The sequence below is a fragment of the Alcaligenes sp. LTN-3 genome (genome assembly GCF_059735605.1).
The window spans coordinates 332,514-350,906 of the sequence record NZ_JCAPDN010000004.1; the positions used below are offsets into that span (position 1 = coordinate 332,514).

Annotated in this window: 15 protein-coding genes; 8 read left to right on the forward strand and 7 right to left on the reverse strand. The window is 56.4% G+C overall.

All coding sequences use genetic code 11. The features are described 5' to 3' along the window. Positions 1–39: 39 nt before the first annotated feature. From groL to AC6I6N_RS17965, 6 genes are all read right to left on the reverse strand, one after another. Positions 40–1,686 (reverse strand): chaperonin GroEL, encoded by a 1,647-nt coding sequence (gene groL, locus AC6I6N_RS17940; protein ID WP_094197585.1) that lies wholly within the window; start codon positions 1,684–1,686, stop codon positions 40–42. 34 nt (positions 1,687–1,720) lie between these two features. After that, positions 1,721–2,008 carry a co-chaperone GroES gene (locus AC6I6N_RS17945; RefSeq protein WP_009454802.1) on the reverse strand — a complete coding sequence of 96 codons (288 nt, stop codon included), beginning with the start codon at positions 2,006–2,008 and terminating at the stop codon, positions 1,721–1,723. A gap of 160 nt (positions 2,009–2,168) precedes the next feature. Further along, positions 2,169–2,729, reverse strand: a complete 561-nt coding sequence (locus tag AC6I6N_RS17950; RefSeq protein ID WP_264672005.1) for a DUF1697 domain-containing protein — start codon at positions 2,727–2,729, stop codon at positions 2,169–2,171. A 426-nt stretch (positions 2,730–3,155) separates the two neighbouring features. Next, entirely contained in the window at positions 3,156–4,583 is a 1,428-nt protein-coding gene (gene iaaH / locus AC6I6N_RS17955; RefSeq protein WP_497943702.1) for an indoleacetamide hydrolase, read from the reverse strand. 123 nt (positions 4,584–4,706) lie between these two features. Further along, entirely contained in the window at positions 4,707–5,855 is a 1,149-nt protein-coding gene (locus tag AC6I6N_RS17960) for a GGDEF domain-containing protein (protein WP_230019214.1), read from the reverse strand. Between the two features lie 838 nt (positions 5,856–6,693). Continuing rightward, complete coding sequence (locus AC6I6N_RS17965) at positions 6,694–7,395, reverse strand: pirin family protein (protein WP_094197581.1); 702 nt, start codon at positions 7,393–7,395, stop codon at positions 6,694–6,696. A 97-nt stretch (positions 7,396–7,492) separates the two neighbouring features. On the opposite strand from AC6I6N_RS17965, the gene AC6I6N_RS17970 reads away from it, so the two are divergent. From AC6I6N_RS17970 to AC6I6N_RS17985, 4 genes are all read left to right on the forward strand, one after another. Continuing rightward, on the forward strand, positions 7,493–8,410 hold the full coding sequence (locus AC6I6N_RS17970) for a LysR family transcriptional regulator (RefSeq protein ID WP_249460083.1): 918 nt from the start codon (positions 7,493–7,495) through the stop codon (positions 8,408–8,410). A gap of 61 nt (positions 8,411–8,471) precedes the next feature. Next, positions 8,472–8,939: a nuclear transport factor 2 family protein gene (locus AC6I6N_RS17975; protein ID WP_121739498.1), complete on the forward strand. Its 468-nt coding sequence runs from the start codon at positions 8,472–8,474 to the stop codon at positions 8,937–8,939. 248 nt (positions 8,940–9,187) lie between these two features. Further along, a complete protein-coding gene (locus AC6I6N_RS17980; protein ID WP_108728637.1) occupies positions 9,188–10,180 on the forward strand; it encodes a phosphate acetyltransferase in 993 nt (330 codons plus the stop codon). Beyond that, a complete protein-coding gene (locus tag AC6I6N_RS17985; RefSeq protein WP_497943703.1) occupies positions 10,180–11,367 on the forward strand; it encodes an acetate/propionate family kinase in 1,188 nt (395 codons plus the stop codon). The genes AC6I6N_RS17980 and AC6I6N_RS17985 overlap by 1 nt, the downstream gene beginning before the upstream one ends. Positions 11,368–11,396: 29 nt before the next feature. On the opposite strand, the gene AC6I6N_RS17990 is transcribed toward AC6I6N_RS17985, so the two are convergent. Beyond that, complete coding sequence (locus tag AC6I6N_RS17990) at positions 11,397–12,302, reverse strand: LysR family transcriptional regulator (protein WP_249460074.1); 906 nt, start codon at positions 12,300–12,302, stop codon at positions 11,397–11,399. Positions 12,303–12,546: 244 nt separating this feature from the next. Between AC6I6N_RS17990 and hglS the strand changes: the two genes are divergently transcribed. The 4 genes from hglS to AC6I6N_RS18010 all read left to right on the forward strand — a co-directional run bounded on the left by hglS (position 12,547) and on the right by AC6I6N_RS18010 (position 18,352). Then, a complete protein-coding gene (gene hglS / locus AC6I6N_RS17995; RefSeq protein ID WP_108728806.1) occupies positions 12,547–13,935 on the forward strand; it encodes a 2-oxoadipate dioxygenase/decarboxylase HglS in 1,389 nt (462 codons plus the stop codon). Next, positions 13,932–15,236, forward strand: a complete 1,305-nt coding sequence (locus tag AC6I6N_RS18000) for an NAD(P)/FAD-dependent oxidoreductase (protein WP_497943704.1) — start codon at positions 13,932–13,934, stop codon at positions 15,234–15,236. Before hglS ends, AC6I6N_RS18000 begins: the two co-directional genes overlap by 4 nt. Positions 15,237–15,264: 28 nt before the next feature. Beyond that, positions 15,265–16,794, forward strand: coding sequence for an L-piperidine-6-carboxylate dehydrogenase (gene amaB / locus AC6I6N_RS18005; RefSeq protein ID WP_497943705.1), 1,530 nt, complete (start codon positions 15,265–15,267; stop codon positions 16,792–16,794). Between the two features lie 154 nt (positions 16,795–16,948). Then, positions 16,949–18,352, forward strand: a complete 1,404-nt coding sequence (locus AC6I6N_RS18010) for an amino acid permease (protein ID WP_497943706.1) — start codon at positions 16,949–16,951, stop codon at positions 18,350–18,352. The last annotated feature ends 41 nt before the right edge of the window (positions 18,353–18,393 follow it).

Sequence of the window (18,393 nt, forward strand, 5' to 3'; positions counted from 1 at the left end):
TGATCAATTTCCGCCCGGATCGGGGTGCTGATGTGTGGCTTAGAAGCCGCCCATACCACCCATGCCGCCCATACCACCCATGTCAGGCATGGCTGGAGCAGGTTTGTCTTCCACGATTTCCGACACGGCCACTTCGGTTGTCAGCAACAGGCTGGCGATCGAAGCTGCGTTTTGCAGAGCAGTGCGGGTAACTTTGGTTGGGTCCAGAACACCTTGCTCGACCAGGTCGCCGTACTCGCCAGTAGCCGCGTTGTAACCGTAGGTGCCGGTGCCGCTGGCCACTTGGTTCACAACCACGCTGGCTTCTTCGCCGGCGTTGGAGACGATGGTACGCAAAGGAGATTCGATCGCACGCAGGATCAGTTTGATACCGGCGTCTTGGTCGGTGTTGTCGCCTTTCAGTTGGGCAACCGCTGCGCGAGCACGAATCAGTGCAACGCCACCGCCAGGAACGATACCTTCTTCGACGGCTGCGCGAGTAGCGTGCAGGGCGTCTTCAACGCGAGCTTTCTTCTCTTTCATTTCGACTTCGGTGGCAGCGCCAACACGAATCACGGCAACACCGCCAGCCAGCTTGGCCACGCGCTCTTGCAGTTTTTCACGGTCGTAGTCGGAAGTGGACTCTTCGATCTGAACGCGGATTTGTTTCACGCGAGCTTCGATGTCGGTGCCGTTGCCAGCGCCGTCGATGATCGTGGTGTTTTCTTTGGCCACTTCAATGCGCTTGGCCTGACCCAGATCGTCCAGAGTCGCTTTTTCCAGAGACATACCGGTTTCTTCGGAGATCACGGTACCGCCAGTCAGGATAGCGATGTCTTCCAGCATGGCTTTACGACGGTCGCCAAAGCCAGGAGCTTTAACAGCGGTGGTCTTCAGGATGCCGCGGATGTTGTTCACAACCAGAGTAGCCAGAGCTTCGCCTTCCACGTCTTCAGCAACGATCAGCAAAGGACGGCTGGTCTTGGCAACTTGCTCCAGTACGGGCAGCAGATCACGGATGTTGGAGATTTTCTTGTCGAAAATCAGCACAAATGGATCTTCCAGAACAGCAACTTGCTTTTCGGAGTTGTTGATGAAGTAAGGGGACAGGTAGCCGCGGTCAAACTGCATACCTTCAACCACGTCCAGTTCGTTTTCCAGCGATTTGCCGTCTTCAACGGTGATCACGCCTTCTTTACCAACTTTGTCCATGGCATTGGCGATGATCTCACCGATGGAGTGGTCGCTGTTGGCCGAGATGGAACCGACTTGAGCGATTTCTTTGCTGGTGGTGCAAGGACGGGACAGCTTGCGCAGTTCGTCAACAACGACGACCACAGCCTTGTCGATACCGCGCTTGAGGTCCATTGGGTTGATGCCGGCGGCAACAAACTTCAGGCCTTCTTCAACGATGGCTTGAGCCAGCACCGTAGCGGTCGTGGTACCGTCACCGGCGTTGTCGGAAGTCTTGGAGGCAACTTCTTTAACCAGTTGAGCACCGATGTTCTCGAACTTGTCTTTCAGTTCGATTTCTTTGGCAACGGACACACCGTCTTTAGTGACGGTAGGGGCGCCAAAGGAGCGGTCCAGAACCACGTTACGGCCTTTAGGGCCCATGGTGGTCTTAACAGCATTGGCCAGAACGTTAACGCCGCGCACGATGCGGGTACGTGCGTCGTCGCCGAAGTAAACTTGTTTTGCGGTCATGGTTTGAATCCTATTGAATTTTCGTTGGCGGTACTTATTCGATCACGGCGAAGATTTCTTCTTCGCGGATCACCAGCAGCTCTTCACCGTCGATCTTGACGGCCTGGCCGGAATACTTGCCAAACAGAACTTTGTCGCCGACCTTCAGATCCAGCGCCAGAACCTTGCCGTCCTCGGTTTTCTTACCGGGGCCAACGGCCAGGATTTCGCCTTGATCGGGCTTTTCAGTCGCGCTCTCGGGGATAACGATACCGGAAGCGGTGGTGCGTTCGTTGTCCAGACGCTTGACGATCACTCGATCGTTCAAAGGACGCAGTGCCATGGAGAAACTCCTGTTTAAAGATGACTTTAGTTGTTGGTCCGATTTTGGGGGGCGAGGTGCTTTAGCACTCAACCCCTTCGAGTGCTAATTATAGGGACGACTTTCCTAATTTCAAGAGCACCAGGGTCGGGTTGTTACATATTTGTCCTGGGGCGTGAATTTACTGGATGTTAGCGGGGGAGACGCCATCAGTACCCGTACTCAAGGCAATCAGCTTGCTCATCGTGTTGAAGTTGCGTGTAGTAGCAACGACCTTGAGCTTTTTCTCGATGAAATTATTGTTGGCTTTCAGGTCTCGATACCGGCTTGCGCACACGATATAGGCGATGTCATCAATGACGCGGACCTGATCCGGGGTATGCTCCAGGGCTTGGAAGGCTTGCAGCAGGGTTTTGTCTGCCGGCGAGCGCAGCAGAGTGAAATAAAGCTGGCTGGGGTTCTGGTGCTTGAAAGGATTGTTCTCCATGACTTGCATGAAGTAAGCCGGTGTTCGGGCGATGACCTGAATGTCTCCGCCCAGGTTTTCCTTGATGGCGTGATGAACCAGTTGCTCCAGCTCTGGCTGTTCCAGCTCCGTAGACACAATGGCATTGCCGCTTTGAATATAGGTTCTGACATCCCGCAAACCAGCCGCTTCCAGAGCCGCCCGCAGCGGTGCCATCAGCACTTTGTTTTTGCCGGTAGGCATGACGCCGCGTAATAAAAGAATCTGTGTGTTCATTGGTCTTTTTTTATATCGGAACCAGGTTTGATCAAGGGATATGTTCTTAACAGAGAGCGTGCTTGCTTGCAGGCAGGTGGGGCAGAGGGGCAATGAATGAACTGTGAGCAGCTTGGCCCAGGCGTCAGGGGAGAGAGTGGGTAGAGAGGTCAGAGTTGCTATTTATAGCCAGTAGCAAGTGATGGTGTCTGTATGAAAACACAGTATTTAGTTTAGCGTTTCAAGACCGCTGCTTTCAACTGAAATAGGTATGGCATGGCTTGTATCCGCTTGGCTGTGATTGAGGCAAGGAAAGGGGGGAGTCCCTGAGATGGATACTGGTCGAAAAGAAAACAGGCCAGACTTCCTGACGAAGCTGGCCTGTATTCTTAAGCTGAAGGTGCCTTTATTGGGGCATTTACTCATCCTTGGAGCGCTGATGACGGATTAAGCGACGGTAGGACGTTTGCTCAAATCCGGCGCAGGTGTCGCTGGCAGCAAAGGATCAATCGCCCGGCACAGAGCCAGCAACTGATCATCGGCACCGATGCCCGCTTCAATCAACATCCCCACGGGCAAACCGCCCGACAGGCCGATAGGCAGGGAGATGCCTGGTGCGCCCAGGTTTGAGCCCACATCGGTGCGCGAGATATAGGTGTTGAACGTAGGTACCGCCTTGCCGTTCATCATGGTGGTTTCATCATCGCCAATCGGGCAGGCGGTCAGCGGGCTGGTCGGGAAGATCAAGCCACTCACATTGGACTGGCGCAGCAGGTCTGCATAAGCTTGTTGCATCAGCGGGCGGTCTACATGCAGCGCCTCTTCGTAAGCTTCCTGGCTGATGGTGTAGTCGCCGGTAATGGCATCGAAAATCTCTTTCACATCGGGGCTATGGATGCCGGCAATTAGCTCGTCCAGACCGATGCCGTACTTGTTCTCGGCCAGATACAAAGGCAGATGCTGCAAGGTCTCGTACAGCACAATCGGCATGCCAACGCGAGCATTGATCTTCAGAACCGGGGACAGATCGACATTGACCAGCGTGACACCGGCTTTTTGCAAATCATCCAGAAAGGCCAGGGTGACGTCGGCTACACCGGCATCCATCTCTTTCCAGAAGCTGTCACGGGGCACACCCAGGCGCAGTTCCTTCAAGGAGGGAGTGGTCAGGATGGAAGGGGTTTTCTGGCAGAGCAGGCTATCGAGCAAACTGATGTCAGCCAGACTGCGGGCCATGGGGCCTGCCGTATCGCGGGTAGGGGACAAAGGCACAATGCCCTGGCCCGAATAACGGCCCACCGTAGGACGGAAACCGTACAGACCACAAAGCGCGGCAGGCAGGCGTACCGATGCGCCTGTATCCGTGCCCAAACCAGCCGGGAATTGACGGGCTGCCACCACCGTTGCGGTGCCGCCGGAAGAACCACCGGGAATACGGTTCGGGTCATACGGGTTGCGGCTGGGGCCGGTGGTGGCGTTATTGGTCGTAATGCCAAAAGCCAGCTCGTGCATCACGGACTTGGCGGGCAGCACAGCACCGGCTTTACGCAATTGTGCGACGACATCCGCATCTTTCAGTGGCACGCGGCCTTGCAGCGCACCGGTGCTGGATGTGGTAGGCATGTCCGTGGTGTTCAGATTGTCTTTCAGTACCAAAGGCACACCATCCAGCGCCAAGGCTTGGCCACGGGCGCGGCGTGTGTCGGACTGATCTGCCTGCTGGTAAAACAGTTCTGAGTTCAAATGCGCCAGGCCGCCCAAGTGGGCCATTTCTTGTGACTGTTTGAGCAGTTCATCGGCAATCTCGCGGGCGCTGAACAGGCTGTTTTCCAGGCCTGTCAGCAGTTCACTGGCACTACGTTCGGTAAGGGACATGGGGTCTCCTGGGAAAGCGTGAACGCTTCCGGTTTTTACTGTAATAGTTCGATCAATCAGCCTCTAATAGGGCTGTCTTGAAAAAGAGAGACAGTAAGGGTATCAGCAAGCCGCAGGGATCGCTCAGGAAGCCTTCCAAATGACCTTGTTGCGGCCAGCATGCTTGGCCTCATACAAAAGCCGGTCTGCTTGTTCAATAGCCTGATTGATGTCGCCATTGCTGTTTAGTTGCACTACCCCGAAACTGGCCGTCAGTGTGTGCGCCGTGGCGGGGATATGCAGATTCATCGCACTGCTGCGCAAACGTTCGGCAACCAGTACGGCGGTGTGCAAACTGGTACTGCGTATCAGCAAGACAAATTCCTCTCCCCCGAAGCGGGCTGCCAAATCATCCTGTCGCACTGTACGGGCCAGTAAAGCTCCGAACTCCTTCAAGGCCCGGTCGCCTGCCGCATGGCCCCAGGTGTCATTGACGATCTTGAAGTGGTCCAGATCGCAGATGATGACCGCCCAGCCGGTATGCCCATATCGCTCCAGCCGTTTTTTAACCTGCTCGAAAAACGCGCGGCGGTTCAATAAACGGGTCAAAGGATCTTGGCTGCGCTCATGGTCTAGTGTCTGCACAATCGACATTGCTGTGCTGGTCAAGATGGCCAGTGCGATCCAAATGCTGATGAACATATTGGCAGCCAGCATCAAGAGCCAAAAACCGGATTGGGTCAGATCGGGCTGGATTTCACGCGGGATCAGCGTGGTCAGCGCCAACGCACGAAAAAAAGCGTAGAGCAGTGTCGTCAGATAAGAAGCCCGCAACAGCGCTGCCAAAGGTATAGGACGCGTGCGGCTAGACAATAGGATCGACTTGGCGGGCAGGGCGATCAGCAGGGCCAGGCTCCAGCCCAGTATCTGCAAACGTAGCCAGAGATCATCATCGATCTGGGAGAAATAAAAAAGCCCCCCCAGCGTGATAAACATGATCGTGCCAGCCAACCTGGGGGGAGAGCGCCCACCAAAACGCACAGCAACCCCATGCGCCAAGGCCCAGACACCAAACAGATACATCGTCGACAAGGGGACTGTCCAGCGTGCTAAATGCTCATTGGGCATCAGGCTGTGGATCCCCAACGGAATAGCCGTAGAGATATACCCCGAGGCAATCCAGAGAAGATAACGATGATCACGTAGACGACTCCAGCAGTAAATCATGGCCACGCCCAGTAATGCTGCACAGGCAGGGACGATCAGAACGAAATACTGGTTGGGAGAGGACACGGTGTGTTCTCGTTTGTTAAGAAGAGTTGAGTATCGGCGTTACAACAATTGTAACGATATTGTTGCAGCACAGAGGCTTATCGATTGAGAACAAACAGTTTAATCAGAGAAAAGAAGATGTTTTGATCTGCTTTGTGAGCCGGTTTCCGTTAAGGGAAACCGCCGTAGAATAAGAAGAGAGAGAAAAACAAAGGATTGTTTACCTTACCTAAAGAAAAAATCAGGAATACTTTCCGAATTAAGTCCAAAAACAGACAGCCGAGCTAGTCCACTCCCCGCGACATTTTTCATGACAAGAAACCGGGCCACAAAAACTACCACTGAATCCATCACTAACTAGCCAGAAACGTGGCATTACAGTTACGTTTCACCCCTCCGTTGCTTACGATGCGAGCCGCTTGGAGCCCTGTCAGGGTGTCGGGGCGATTCAGAGTACTTGCCGCGGTCGGTTCTGAAATCCGGGATGCAAGCCCTGTGTTGTTTGAGCGGGGCGTTTGTGGTTCGTCCGGGGGACGAGCCACCCCGCGAGTTCACAGGGCGCCCGGATTTCAGAACTGACAAGGGCACCGGCGCGCAGCACCGGCAAGTGCTCAGCCCGGACACCCTGACAGGGCTCCAAGCGGCGTCTTTTTGACAAGATCCGAGTACCGAATAAGGCATCCGACCGACTTTCTAAGCGTCTCTTTGTTTGTTCAATCATTGAGCCGACACATGGCATCTAAAAACAAACATCTTCTCTTACCTGCGTTTAGTTCTTGAAAAACAGAACAGCAGAACAAAAAAGAAGAAGGGGAGAGCCCAAATCGCTCTCCCCATCCTTAAAACGCTTCATCAGCAATTACTGCGCCGTCTCAACCAGCACCAGTTCAGCATCCTCCAGCGCCTGAATTTCCAGCGTCGTCTCATTGCGAATCGCCGCCCCGTCACGGGCATTTAACTCCAGACCATTCACCGAAACCCGCCCAGTGGCAGGCACCAGATAAGCCAGATGTTCGGCAGGCAAAGACAAAGTCGTGCTTTGGCCTTTCTTCAAGGTCGCCCCCAGCACACGAGCCTGGGCGCGAATCGGCAATGCCTCCGCGTCCCCCTCAAAGCCACTGGCCAAGGCTACAAACTGCCCCGAACGCTCATCCTTGGGAAAAGGCTTGGCACCCCAGGCAGGTGGCAAACCACGACGCTCTGGCTGAATCCAGATCTGGAAAATTCGTGTCGTGCCCGTTTCCAGGTTGTACTCCGCATGGCGAATGCCCGTGCCGGCACTCATCACCTGCACATCCCCCGCTTCGGTACGACCCTTATTGCCCAAACTGTCCTGATGGCTGATGGCCCCTTCACGCACATACGTAATGATCTCCATATCGGCATGATCGTGAGGCGGAAACCCGGTGTTGGATGCAATCGTGTCGTCATTCCAGACACGCAGGGCGCCCCAGCTCATGCGAGCGGGATCGTAGTAATTCGCGAAAGAGAAATGGTGTTTGGCGTCCAGCCAACCGTGGTTGGCGCCGCCCAGTTCATTAAAAGGCCGATGTTCAATCATGGCGCGCTCCTTAATATTGGATACTAAAAAGAATTCTAGGCGCCTTGCTGATTGAATAAAATAGAATCAATAGCATAGAATTCATTCCAAAATTGATATGAAAACACTTCCGGACCTCCAGGCATGGGCCATCTTCGCCACCGTGGCGGAAACCGGCTCTTTTGCCCAGGCCGCTGAAGTCCTGGGCCTGTCCCAGCCCACCGTCTCCAAGGCAATCACCCGGCTGGAAAAACAACTGCAGGTTTCCCTGTTCCATCGAACCTCTCGACGCCTGTCCTTGACAGAAACCGGGCAAGCCAGCTTGCAGCAGGCCCAAACCGTTCTGGCTGCTGGACAAAGCGCCGAAGCCTTGGCGCGTGATCAAAAAGAAAGCTTGCAAGGCCGTATCAAGATCGCCGCTCCTATGTCCTTTGGATTGGAGCATCTGGCTCCCTTGCTGCCGGTTTTCATGCAACAGCACCCGGCTGTCCTGCTGGACCTGCACTTTAATGATGCCCAGGTGAACATTGTTGAACAGGGTTTCGACCTGGCCCTGCGCATCTCGGCCATGGATGATTCCAGTCTCCTGGTGCGTCGCCTGTGCAATCTGCGCTTGCGCCTGGTCGCCGCCCCCCGTTACTTGGCCAAATACGGTAGACCCACTCACCCCAGCGACCTGGCCCAGCATATGAGCCTGCGCTACGCCTACGAGCGACGCGGCAGTGTCTGGCGCTTTCAGCAGGGGGAGGAGTACTACTCCCAAACCGTGCCCTGTGCCTTGCAAGTCAACAACGCCCAAGCCTTGATCCCGCCCTTGCTGCAGGGCTTGGGGCTAAGCGTGCTGCCGCAATTTCTGTTGGGCGAGATGCTCGAGCAAGGCCAATTGGAAGTCGTATTGCCGCAATGGGATCTGCCCAGTCTGACCTTGCATCTGCTGACGCCTCCGGGCCGGTCTCGTCCGGCGCGTGTGCAAGCTTTTATTGATTTTCTGATCGCCGGGTTTGCGCAAGCACCCTGGGCCGATTCCGGCCAGTAAGAAACAACCTGCATTTTGCCGCTAGACTGTCTGGTCCACTCTTGTTTTCTAGGAGATCAGTATGGATAAACGTCCCCCCTTGCCACCTTTCGATCTGGAGAGTGCTCGCCAGAAAGTGCGTGCTGCCGAGGATGCCTGGAACAGCCGTGACCCAGTCAAGGTTTCGCAGGCTTATACCGTGGATACGCGCTGGCGCAATCGCAGCGAATTTCCGCAGGGACGCGATCAGGTCCACTCTTTTTTAGAACGCAAATGGCAAAAAGAGCGTGAATACCGCTTGATTAAAGAGCTCTGGGCCTGGCATGAAAATAGAATTGCCGTGCGCTTTGCCTATGAATGGCAGGATGAATATGGGCAATGGTGGCGCAGTTATGGAAATGAAAACTGGGAGTTTGATGAAAATGGCTATATGGCGGTACGCCATGCCAGTATTAATGACCTGGATATTACCGAGTCCGAGCGCAAATTCCATTGGCCCTTGGGCCGACGCCCCGACGAGCATCCCAGCCTGAGTGAATTAGGCCTGTAATTCCCAGCCCGGATACTAGCGGATCTGGGCTATTGTGATGAATAAACAGCCATCAACATAAAAAGTCCGGCTTGTATTGTGCAAAACCGGATTTTTTTAAATCTTTAATCTTGATGCCTCATTCATGGCATATCTAAAAGAATGATGGACAAAATGTTGAAGTTTCCCTGTTCGCAATCAAAGACATGCGGACAGATAAATGGTTTAGTGTTGGGTTAGCTTCGTTCATCTCCAAGGAGTCATCTATCATGAATCACCCTGCTGGCTTGGATACGGCCCTTGCGGCTGCTGATCGCACTGGGCCTTCCAGTCATTATTCCCGATTGATCGAGCAAGCGCGCAAAGAGCCCAGTCGGATTTGTGTGGTGGCTCATCCTTGCGACGATGTGTCCCTGGGGGCCGCTTTGCAGGCACGGGCCCAAGGTCTGTTCGAGATTGTGCTGGTTGGCCCACAAGCCCGTTTGCATTCCGTGGCGGCAGAGCATGGTTTCAGCCTGGAAGGGGTGACCTTGATCGATACTCCTCATAGCCATGCTTCGGCAGAACGGGCCGTAGAAGAAGTGCTGGCCGGACGTGCGCAGTTGCTGATGAAAGGTAGCCTGCATACGGACGAGCTGATTGAGGCCGTGCTCTGCACCCAGGGCAAAGGCTTGCGTACGGGGCGCCGCCTCAGTCATGTGTTTATCATGGATGTGCCCAGCTACCCCGTGCCTTTGTTTGTGACGGATGGCGCTATCAATATCTTTCCTGACCTGAGCACCAAGGCAGACATCGTGCAAAACGCGATTGATCTGCACCACGGCCTGGGCCTGGGTAAACCGCTGGTCGCTATTTTGTCTGCGGTCGAGCAAGTGACAGAAAAAATCCCAAGCACGCTGGAAGCGGCTGCCTTGTGCAAGATGGCTGATCGCGGCCAGATTACGGGCGGTGTGTTGGATGGCCCCCTGGCGCTGGATAATGCCATTAGTCCCGAAGCGGCGCGTATCAAAGGGATTGTGTCGCCGGTGGCGGGTAAGGCGCAGATTCTGGTGGCCCCTGATCTGGAAGCGGGCAATATGCTGGCTAAAAACCTGACCTTCCTGTCCGGCGCGCAGGCCGCCGGTATTGTGATGGGCGCACGCGTGCCCATCATTCTGACCAGCCGTGCCGATAGTGCCCAGACCCGCATGGCCTCTTGCGCTGTTGCCAGCATTTACGCCGGTTATCTGGAGCGTAAAGTTGCTCTGGAGGCCAAGCACTAATGAGCGAGCAGATTCTGGTCATTAATGCAGGCAGCTCCAGCCTGAAGTTCCATATGTACAAGGTTCAGCCGGGCGACCAACTGGATTTTGAATTTGGGGGGCAGGTTTCGGGCATTGGCAGTAAGCAGCCTGCTTTCAAGGTCAAGGATGCTCAAGGTCAATCCATGATCAAGCAGGACCTGGATGGTGAACAGGCCAAAGACTTGCACACCGCTCAGGCTTTGGTGGCGCGTTGGTTGCTGGAGCATGTCGATGGCCGACCTATTGCGGTGGGTCATCGCATCGTGCATGGGGGCGCTCGCTATGACAGCAGTGTGCCTTTGACGCCGCAGGTGCTGGAATATCTGGACAGCCTGTCGCCTCTGGCGCCACTGCATCAGCAGAACAATCTGGCCCCAGTTCGCGTGATTTTTGAACACTATCCAGAGATTTTTCAGGTAGCGTGTCTGGACACGGCCTTCCACCAAGGGCATGTCCCGTATTTGCAGCATTTTGCCTTGCCGGAGCGTTTCTTTGAGCAGGGTGTGCGGCGCTACGGTTTCCACGGTTTGTCCTACCAGTATATTTCCCAGCACATGCGCCGGGAATTCCCCGAGTTGGCCGACGGACGTGTCGTCGTTGCTCACTTGGGTTCCGGGGCCTCGGCTTGCGCTTTGAAAGAAGGTCGTAGCGTTCACACCACCATGGGCTTTACGGCGCTGGATGGCTTGCCGATGGGCACGCGTCCAGGTCGTCTGGATGCCGGTGTGGTGCTGTGGATGTTGGAGCAGGGCATGGAGCATGACGAGATCCAGTCCGTGCTCTACACCCAGTCCGGTCTGAAAGGCTTGTCCGGCGATCAAGCCGATATGCGCGCTTTGGAAGCCTCGCACGATCCTCGTGCCAAGCTGGCGGTGGACTACTTTTGCTACCACACGGCTGACAATCTGGCGGGCTTGTGTGTGGCCTTGAAGGGGCTGGATACCTTGGTGTTTACAGCCGGGATTGGCGAGCACAGCCCATCTATTCGTGCGGGTATTGCCAAGCACCTGGAGTGGATGGGTGTGCGGATTGATCCGACGCGTAACCAGTCAGGACAAACCGTCATTTCGACAGACGAAAGTCCGGTCAAGGTCCTGGTCATTCCAACCAACGAAGAGCGGGTCATAGCCGAGCAGTCTCTCGCCTTGGTGCGGAAACGGTCATAGCACCACCGTAGCGGTTTGACGCCCCGGCCTCAGTCCGGGGCGCGTTCATGCGCGATTTCCGCTTGTAGCCATTGCCGAAATGCGATCAATGGTGGGTAGTCGCCGCGTCCCGCCGGACAGGCCAGGTAGTAAGCCTCCGTGTTCAGGCAGGGTGAGTCCAGAGCCAGGACCAAGTCTCCGCGACTGAGCTCCTGTTTGAACAGAAATGTGGGCAGTAAGGCAATCCCAAGGTTGGAGATAGCCGCTTGTGTAATCAGCGCAAACTGATCAAGCAGCATGCCGTGAATATGCACGTTCTCCACGCCGTTGGCGTTGAACCAACGCTCCCAGGCATCGGGCCTGGAGACCAGATGCAGCAAAGGTGCCTTGAGCAAGTCAGCGGCCGTCTGGAACTGATAGTGCTCGCGAAGGGCGGAACTGCAGGCCGGCACCACGGTTTCTGACATTAGAAAATCCAGATTCGCCCCCGGCCAGTCGGGCAGGCCGTAATGGATGGCGGCATCCACATTTTCCATTTGAAAGTCAAACGGTTGCAGGCGCGTCAGCAGGTTGATGGTGATGCCGGGGTAGGCAGCCACAAATTCTGGCAGTCGGGGGGCAAGCCAACGAGTCCCGAACGTGGGCAAGATGGCCAGGTTCAGCGTTCCGCCATGCGGATTGGCCTTGAACCCCAGGGTGGCGTTGGCAATGCGTCGAAGAGCATCGCTGAGTTCTTGGGCGTACGTGCTACCCGCCTGAGTCAGACGAACCGTCTGGCGCTCTCTGACGAAAAGATCCGCGCCCAATATTCCTTCCAGCAGTCTGATCTGTCTACTGACGGCGCTTTGGGTCAGGTTCAGCTCGCTCGCTGCTGCCGTGAAACTGCCTAGCCGTGCGGCGGCTTCAAAGGCAATCAGGACGTGCATGGGAGGAAGAAAACGTTTGGGAATGGACATGCTCGTTTGCTAAGGGAAAACGTTTAGTCATTCTAGTTAGGAATGACTTGAGTTGGAATCATCGTTTGACCCCTCTTGCCTGTGCTCACAGAATGAGGTGCAAGATAGTTAAGTATTTCAGGCTTATAAGATGACGGACTTCCGCTGGCTGTGGTGTGAAGGAGTGCATGCGGGTACACGGAAGTGATTCACTAATGGACTGACCTTGCCTTGTCGCCAGGTCATGCAATTTGCTGGCGGTTCTATGGACACCTCTGTTTTTGTTTCTAAGGACGAAATCCGTTCCCGATTCTCAGGCGCCATGTCGGCCATGTATCAGCAGGAGGTGCCGCAGTACGGGGCCTTGTTGAGCCTGGTGCACGAGATCAACGCCAGTGTGCTCAAGCATGATCCAGCACTGCACAGCGCCTTGCGACAGCAGTCGGAGTTGACCCGTCTGGATGTGGAGCGCCACGGCGCCATTCGGGTCGGTACCGCGGCGGAGCTCAAAGGGATTGCCACGATCTTTGCCGTCATGGGTATGTATCCCGTTGGCTATTACGATCTGTCGGTGGCGGGCGTACCCGTTCACTCCACCGCGTTTCGCCCTGTGGACGACCACGCATTACAAACCAACCCCTTCCGGGTGTTTACCTCTTTGCTCAGACTGGAGCTGATAGAGGATGCGAACCTGCGGGCGCAGGCGGCTGCAATCTTGTCGCAACGGTCTATTTTTCCGTCCGGCTTGCTGGAGTTGGCGGAACAGGCGCAGGTGGCCGGTGGCTTGACCGAACCGCAGGCCAAGGAATTTGTGGCCGCCGCCACCGCCGTATTTCGCTGGCATCGCCAAGCGACTGTCGATCAGGATACGTATCGCAAATTGCATGCGGCACATCGTCTGGTGGCCGATATTGTGTGTTTCAAGGGCCCCCATATCAATCACCTGACTCCTCGAACCCTGGATATTGATGCGGTACAAGAGGCCATGCCCCAACGGGGCATTCCCGCCAAAGAGCTGATCGAAGGCCCACCGCGCAGGCGCCATCCCATTCTGTTGCGCCAAACCAGTTTCAAAGCTTTGGAAGAGGAGATCGAGTTTGTCGGTCAGGCTGGGGTGGGGTCTCATACCGCGCGTTTTGGTGAGATAGAGCAACGCGGCGTGGCCTTGACCCAGGCGGGCCGGGCACTTTACGACTCCTTGTTGGCGCAAACCAGAGATGCCGGGCAGCAAGCCGCTACTACGCAGACGTATGCTGAACGTCTCCAGCACGTGTTTGCTCAGTTCCCAGATGACAGCGATGAAATGTACGAGCGTGGGCTGGCTTTTTTTCGGTTTGAGCCACGGGACCCTGCTATCTGGCAGCAGGAACTGGCTGCCGGCCGGCCCTGGAACTTGCCTGATTTGATCAAGCGTGGCGTGGTCGCATTGCGCCCCATTACTTACGAGGATTTCTTGCCGGTTAGCGCGGCGGGGATTTTTCAGTCCAATCTGGGCGATGCGGAACAAAAAAACTACGTGTCGCAGGCGGCCCGATCTGAGTTTGAACGTGATCTGGGTAGCCCCGTGCTGGACGAAATTGAACTTTACCGCGCTGCTCAGACGCGTTCCGAGCACGCCTTGCATCAGCGCTTTCTGGCGGAGTCGGGCGCATGAAAGCGGACCAGCGCAGTCACGGACTCTGGCAGGCCTCAGCGCCACCCGCTCCGGTCTGCGAGCGTTTGCAAGGCCCTGTCCAAGCGGATGTCGCGGTTATTGGCGCCGGATTCACCGGTTTGTCCGCGGCCTTGCATCTGGCTCAGGCCGGAGTGCGGGTGGTGGTTCTGGAAGGGGCACAGATCGGGTTTGGAGGGTCGGGACGCAATGTGGGTCTGGTCAATGCTGGCCTGTGGCTTGAGCCAGAGGCACTGCTCAAGACATTGGGCGCGCATTACGGGGGGCGCCTGTTGCATTTGTTAAGTGGGGCACCGGCTGCCGTGTATGAATTGGTGGCCCAACACCGGATGGATTGTCAGGCCGTGCAGACCGGCACTTTGCACTGTGCGGTAGGCGCGGGCGGTCTGCGTAATATCCGGAAGCGTTGGCGCCAATGGCAAGACCTTGGGGCGCCGGTCGAGTTGCTCAATCAAACACAAGTGGCTGCGGCTACCGGAACGACCGCTTATGCGGGCGCTTTGCTGGACCGGCGCGCGGGCACGCTCCAGCCTTTAGCCTATGTTCGAGGTCTGGCCCGGGCTGCGATCACGGCGGGGGCCCGCATTTATGAGCAAAGTGCCGTCAGGCGGGTTGAGGACGGCCGCACGCACTGGGTGTTGCAGACGCAGGACGGTGAAGTGTTGGCGCCCTGGGTCCTTGTGGCGACCAATGCCTATACCAGTGAGGTCTGGCCAGATCTGCCAGCAGAGCTGGTGCGTCTGCCGTATTTCAACGTGGCTACGCAACCGCTGGATGCCACACTGCGCGCCCAGATTCTGCCGGGAGGGCAGGGCGCATGGGATACGCGTTCAGTTTTATCCTCGTACCGTTTCGATCAAGCGGGTCGCCTGGTGTTTGGCAGTGTGGGGGCATTGCGTGAACATGGACGGGCGATACATACGGCGTGGGCGCAACGCGCATTGCAGCATTTGTTTCCGGCCCTGCGGCATGTGCAGTTTGATTATGAATGGTACGGCTGGATAGGGATGACCTCCGATGCCGTGCCCCGCCTGCACCAACTGGGGCGACAGGCCCTGTCCTTTAGTGGTTACAACGGGCGAGGCATTGCCCCTGGGACGGTCTTTGGGCGCGAGCTGGCGCATTTGATTCTGGGTCGGATCAAGGTGGAGGACCTACCTTTACCTGTGTCCCCACTCAAACCGGTCCCATGCAAGCCGGTGAAGGAGGCGGTTTATGAATATGGCGCGCAGTTGGCGCATCTTGTCGGTGCCCGCAGTGTCCAGGGGCAGCGTCGGTCTTGAGGACAGACTTTTTTTATGAGGTACAAGCATGACTCACACAGCCATAACTCACACAAGCGAACTGGCGCATTCCATCCTGGCCCAATTGGGTGTGACGGCTGCGCTCGATGTTCCAGGGGGAATGTCGGTGCGCTCGCCTATTGACGGGGACATTCTGGCCCATCTGCGGCCTCACAGCAGCCAGGAGCTTAGCAAGGCGATTGCCCGTGCCCATGATGCCTGGCAGGTGTGGCGTACCGTGCCTGCACCGGCACGAGGTGAGCTGGTTCGATTGCTGGGCCAGGAACTGCGGGCCGAGAAGCAGGCTTTGGGCCAGTTGATTTCCCTGGAAGCTGGAAAGATCACGAGTGAAGGCTTGGGCGAAGTCCAGGAAATGATTGATATCTGCGACTTTGCGGTGGGGCTGTCCCGACAGCTCTATGGTTTGACCATTGCTTCTGAACGGCCCGGCCATCGCATGCTGGAAACCTGGCATCCCTTGGGAGTGGTTGGGGTGATCACCGCCTTCAATTTTCCCATGGCGGTGTGGGCCTGGAATACCGCCCTGGCCTTGGTGTGTGGTGATGCCGTGATTTGGAAGCCCTCCGAAAAAACACCCTTGTCCGCCTTGGCGTGCCAGGCGGTCTTTGAGCGGGCAATGGCGCGTTATGAGGCCGGGCCGGCGCACCTGAGCCAGGTGCTGATTGGCGGGCGCGAAGCCGGAGAGATACTGGTCGATGACCCCAGGGTTGCGCTGGTGTCGGCCACCGGCAGCACGCGGATGGGCCGGGAAGTGGGGCCTCGTGTGGCGCGTCGTTTCGGGCGTGTTTTGCTGGAGCTGGGAGGCAATAACGCCGTTATTGTCACGCCTAATGCGGATTTGGATCTGGCGGTCCGGGGGATTGTCTTCGCGGCAGTCGGGACGGCGGGGCAGCGTTGTACCAGCACGCGACGCTTGATTGTGCATCGCAGTATCAGTGAACAACTGGTGGAGCGGCTCAAGCAGGTGTATGGCAAGCTCAGGATTGGTAATCCTTTGCAGGAAGGAACGTTGCTGGGGCCTTTAGTTGATCAGGCCGCCTTTGACGCGATGCAAACTGCACTGGATGCGGCGCGTGCTCAAGGGGGGCGGGTGACCGGTGGAGAGCGGGTACTGGAGGATGAGTTTGCATCGGCTTATTACGTCAGGCCAGCCATCGTGGAAATGGACAGGCAAACCGATACGGTACGGCAGGAAACCTTTGCGCCTATTTTGTATGTGCTGCGCTACGAGGAGCTGTCCGAGGCGCTGGCGTTGCAAAACGATGTTCCACAAGGCTTGTCGTCCGCCATTTTCAGTAATGACTTGCGTGAAACCGAGGCGTTTTTGTCGGCCAGTGGTTCCGATTGCGGTATTGCTAACGTCAATATTGGCACGTCCGGGGCGGAGATCGGCGGTGCCTTTGGTGGGGACAAGGAAACCGGCGGGGGCCGCGAGTCCGGTTCCGATGCCTGGCGTGCCTATATGCGCCGGGCGACCAACACCATCAACTACTCCCGGGAGTTGCCTTTGGCGCAGGGGGTGAAGTTCGATCTCTGACGCTGCTTGAGTGTTCAGACGGAGGGCCCGAGCCACTACTGGGCAGGGCCTGGCTGTTGGGTGACGGGCGCCTATAGCAAGCGAAGCATATCGTCGGGGCGCCTCGGGTGGGTCAGAACTGACCCGCCAGTGAATAAAAAGCGAGGAGACAATAATGACCATGCCTGAACAGGCAGGCCAGGGTGCGCTCGCGCCCGGCCTGAACTCAAGACAGATGTCCATGATTTCTATCGCGGGGATCATCGGTGCCGGACTGTTCATTGGATCGGCCAATGCCATCGCGAAGACCGGGCCGGCAGCGGTACTGTCCTATATCTTGACGGGAGCATTGGTGCTGCTGGTCATGCGTATGTTGGGCGAGATGGCTGTCGCCAATCCGGATAGCGGTTCATTTTCCACCTATGCCGCGCGGGCGATCGGGCCCTGGGCGGGTTTTTCCATTGGCTGGCTGTATTGGTGGTTCTGGGGTTTGATCATTCCCGTCGAAGCCATTGCTGGGGCCTATATCCTGCATCAATGGATGCCGGATATCCCTTCGTGGCTGTTTTCCATTGTCATCATGGTCGCCTTGTCGGTGACCAATCTGTTTAGCGTCAAGAATTTTGGCGAGTTTGAGTTCTGGTTTGCCTTGATCAAGGTGCTGGCCATCATTGTGTTTATTGTGGCTTGTCTGTGCGCCCTGACTGGTTTCTGGCCCTGGGTTGAGGGGGGCAAGGTGCCGATGATTCCCGTGTTCAGCAATTTCGCGCCTCAGGGCATGGGGGCCGTGCTGGTGGGCATTCTGATTACGATGTTTTCATTTTTTGGGGCGGAGATCGTGACGATTGCCGCCGCCGAAACCGATAAGCCCCAGGAAAAGATACGTAAGGCGACCAATCTGGTGGTCTACCGTATTTCCCTGTTTTATGTGTTGTCGATTTCCTTGATTGTGCTGATCGTCGGTTACGACGATCCCAGGCTGATGCAGGTGGGGTCATTTCAGCGCACGCTGGAAGTTCTTCGCTTGCCCGAGGCCAAGCTGGTAGTGGATGTGGTGGTGCTGATCGCGGTGACTTCCTGCATGAACTCCGGTTTGTACACGGCCTCTCGGATGATTTATTCCCTGTCCGTCCGTGGTGATGCCCCTGCTTGTATTGCCAGGGTATCGTCCAAAGGTGTGCCTTATAACGCCGTGCTTGTATCGACCTTGGCCGGTTTTGCAGGATGTCTGGTCAATTATCTCTTGCCCGGACAGGTGTTTTCGTTCTTGCTGTCCACAACGGGGGCGATTGCCCTGATCGTTTATCTGGTCATTGCCGTGTCCCAACTACTGTCGCGTCGCCAGGCGGAAAACGCAGGCATAGATTTGCCATTCAAGATGTGGCTTTTCCCCTGGCTGACCTATTTGTCCATCACGCTGATTCTGGCAGTGCTGGTGTATATGGCGATGGTGGAGGCGTACCGGTATCAGTTAGCCATGACGTTGGGCGTGAGTGCGTGTATTGTGCTGGCGGCCTTTATAAGGCTCAGGCGCGGTTCGGGACAGCTCCAGCCAGTCAGACAGCAAGGGGCGTTGTGATCCTATGCGGTGCCTGCGGCAAGGCTTGGGTCTGCCGCAGG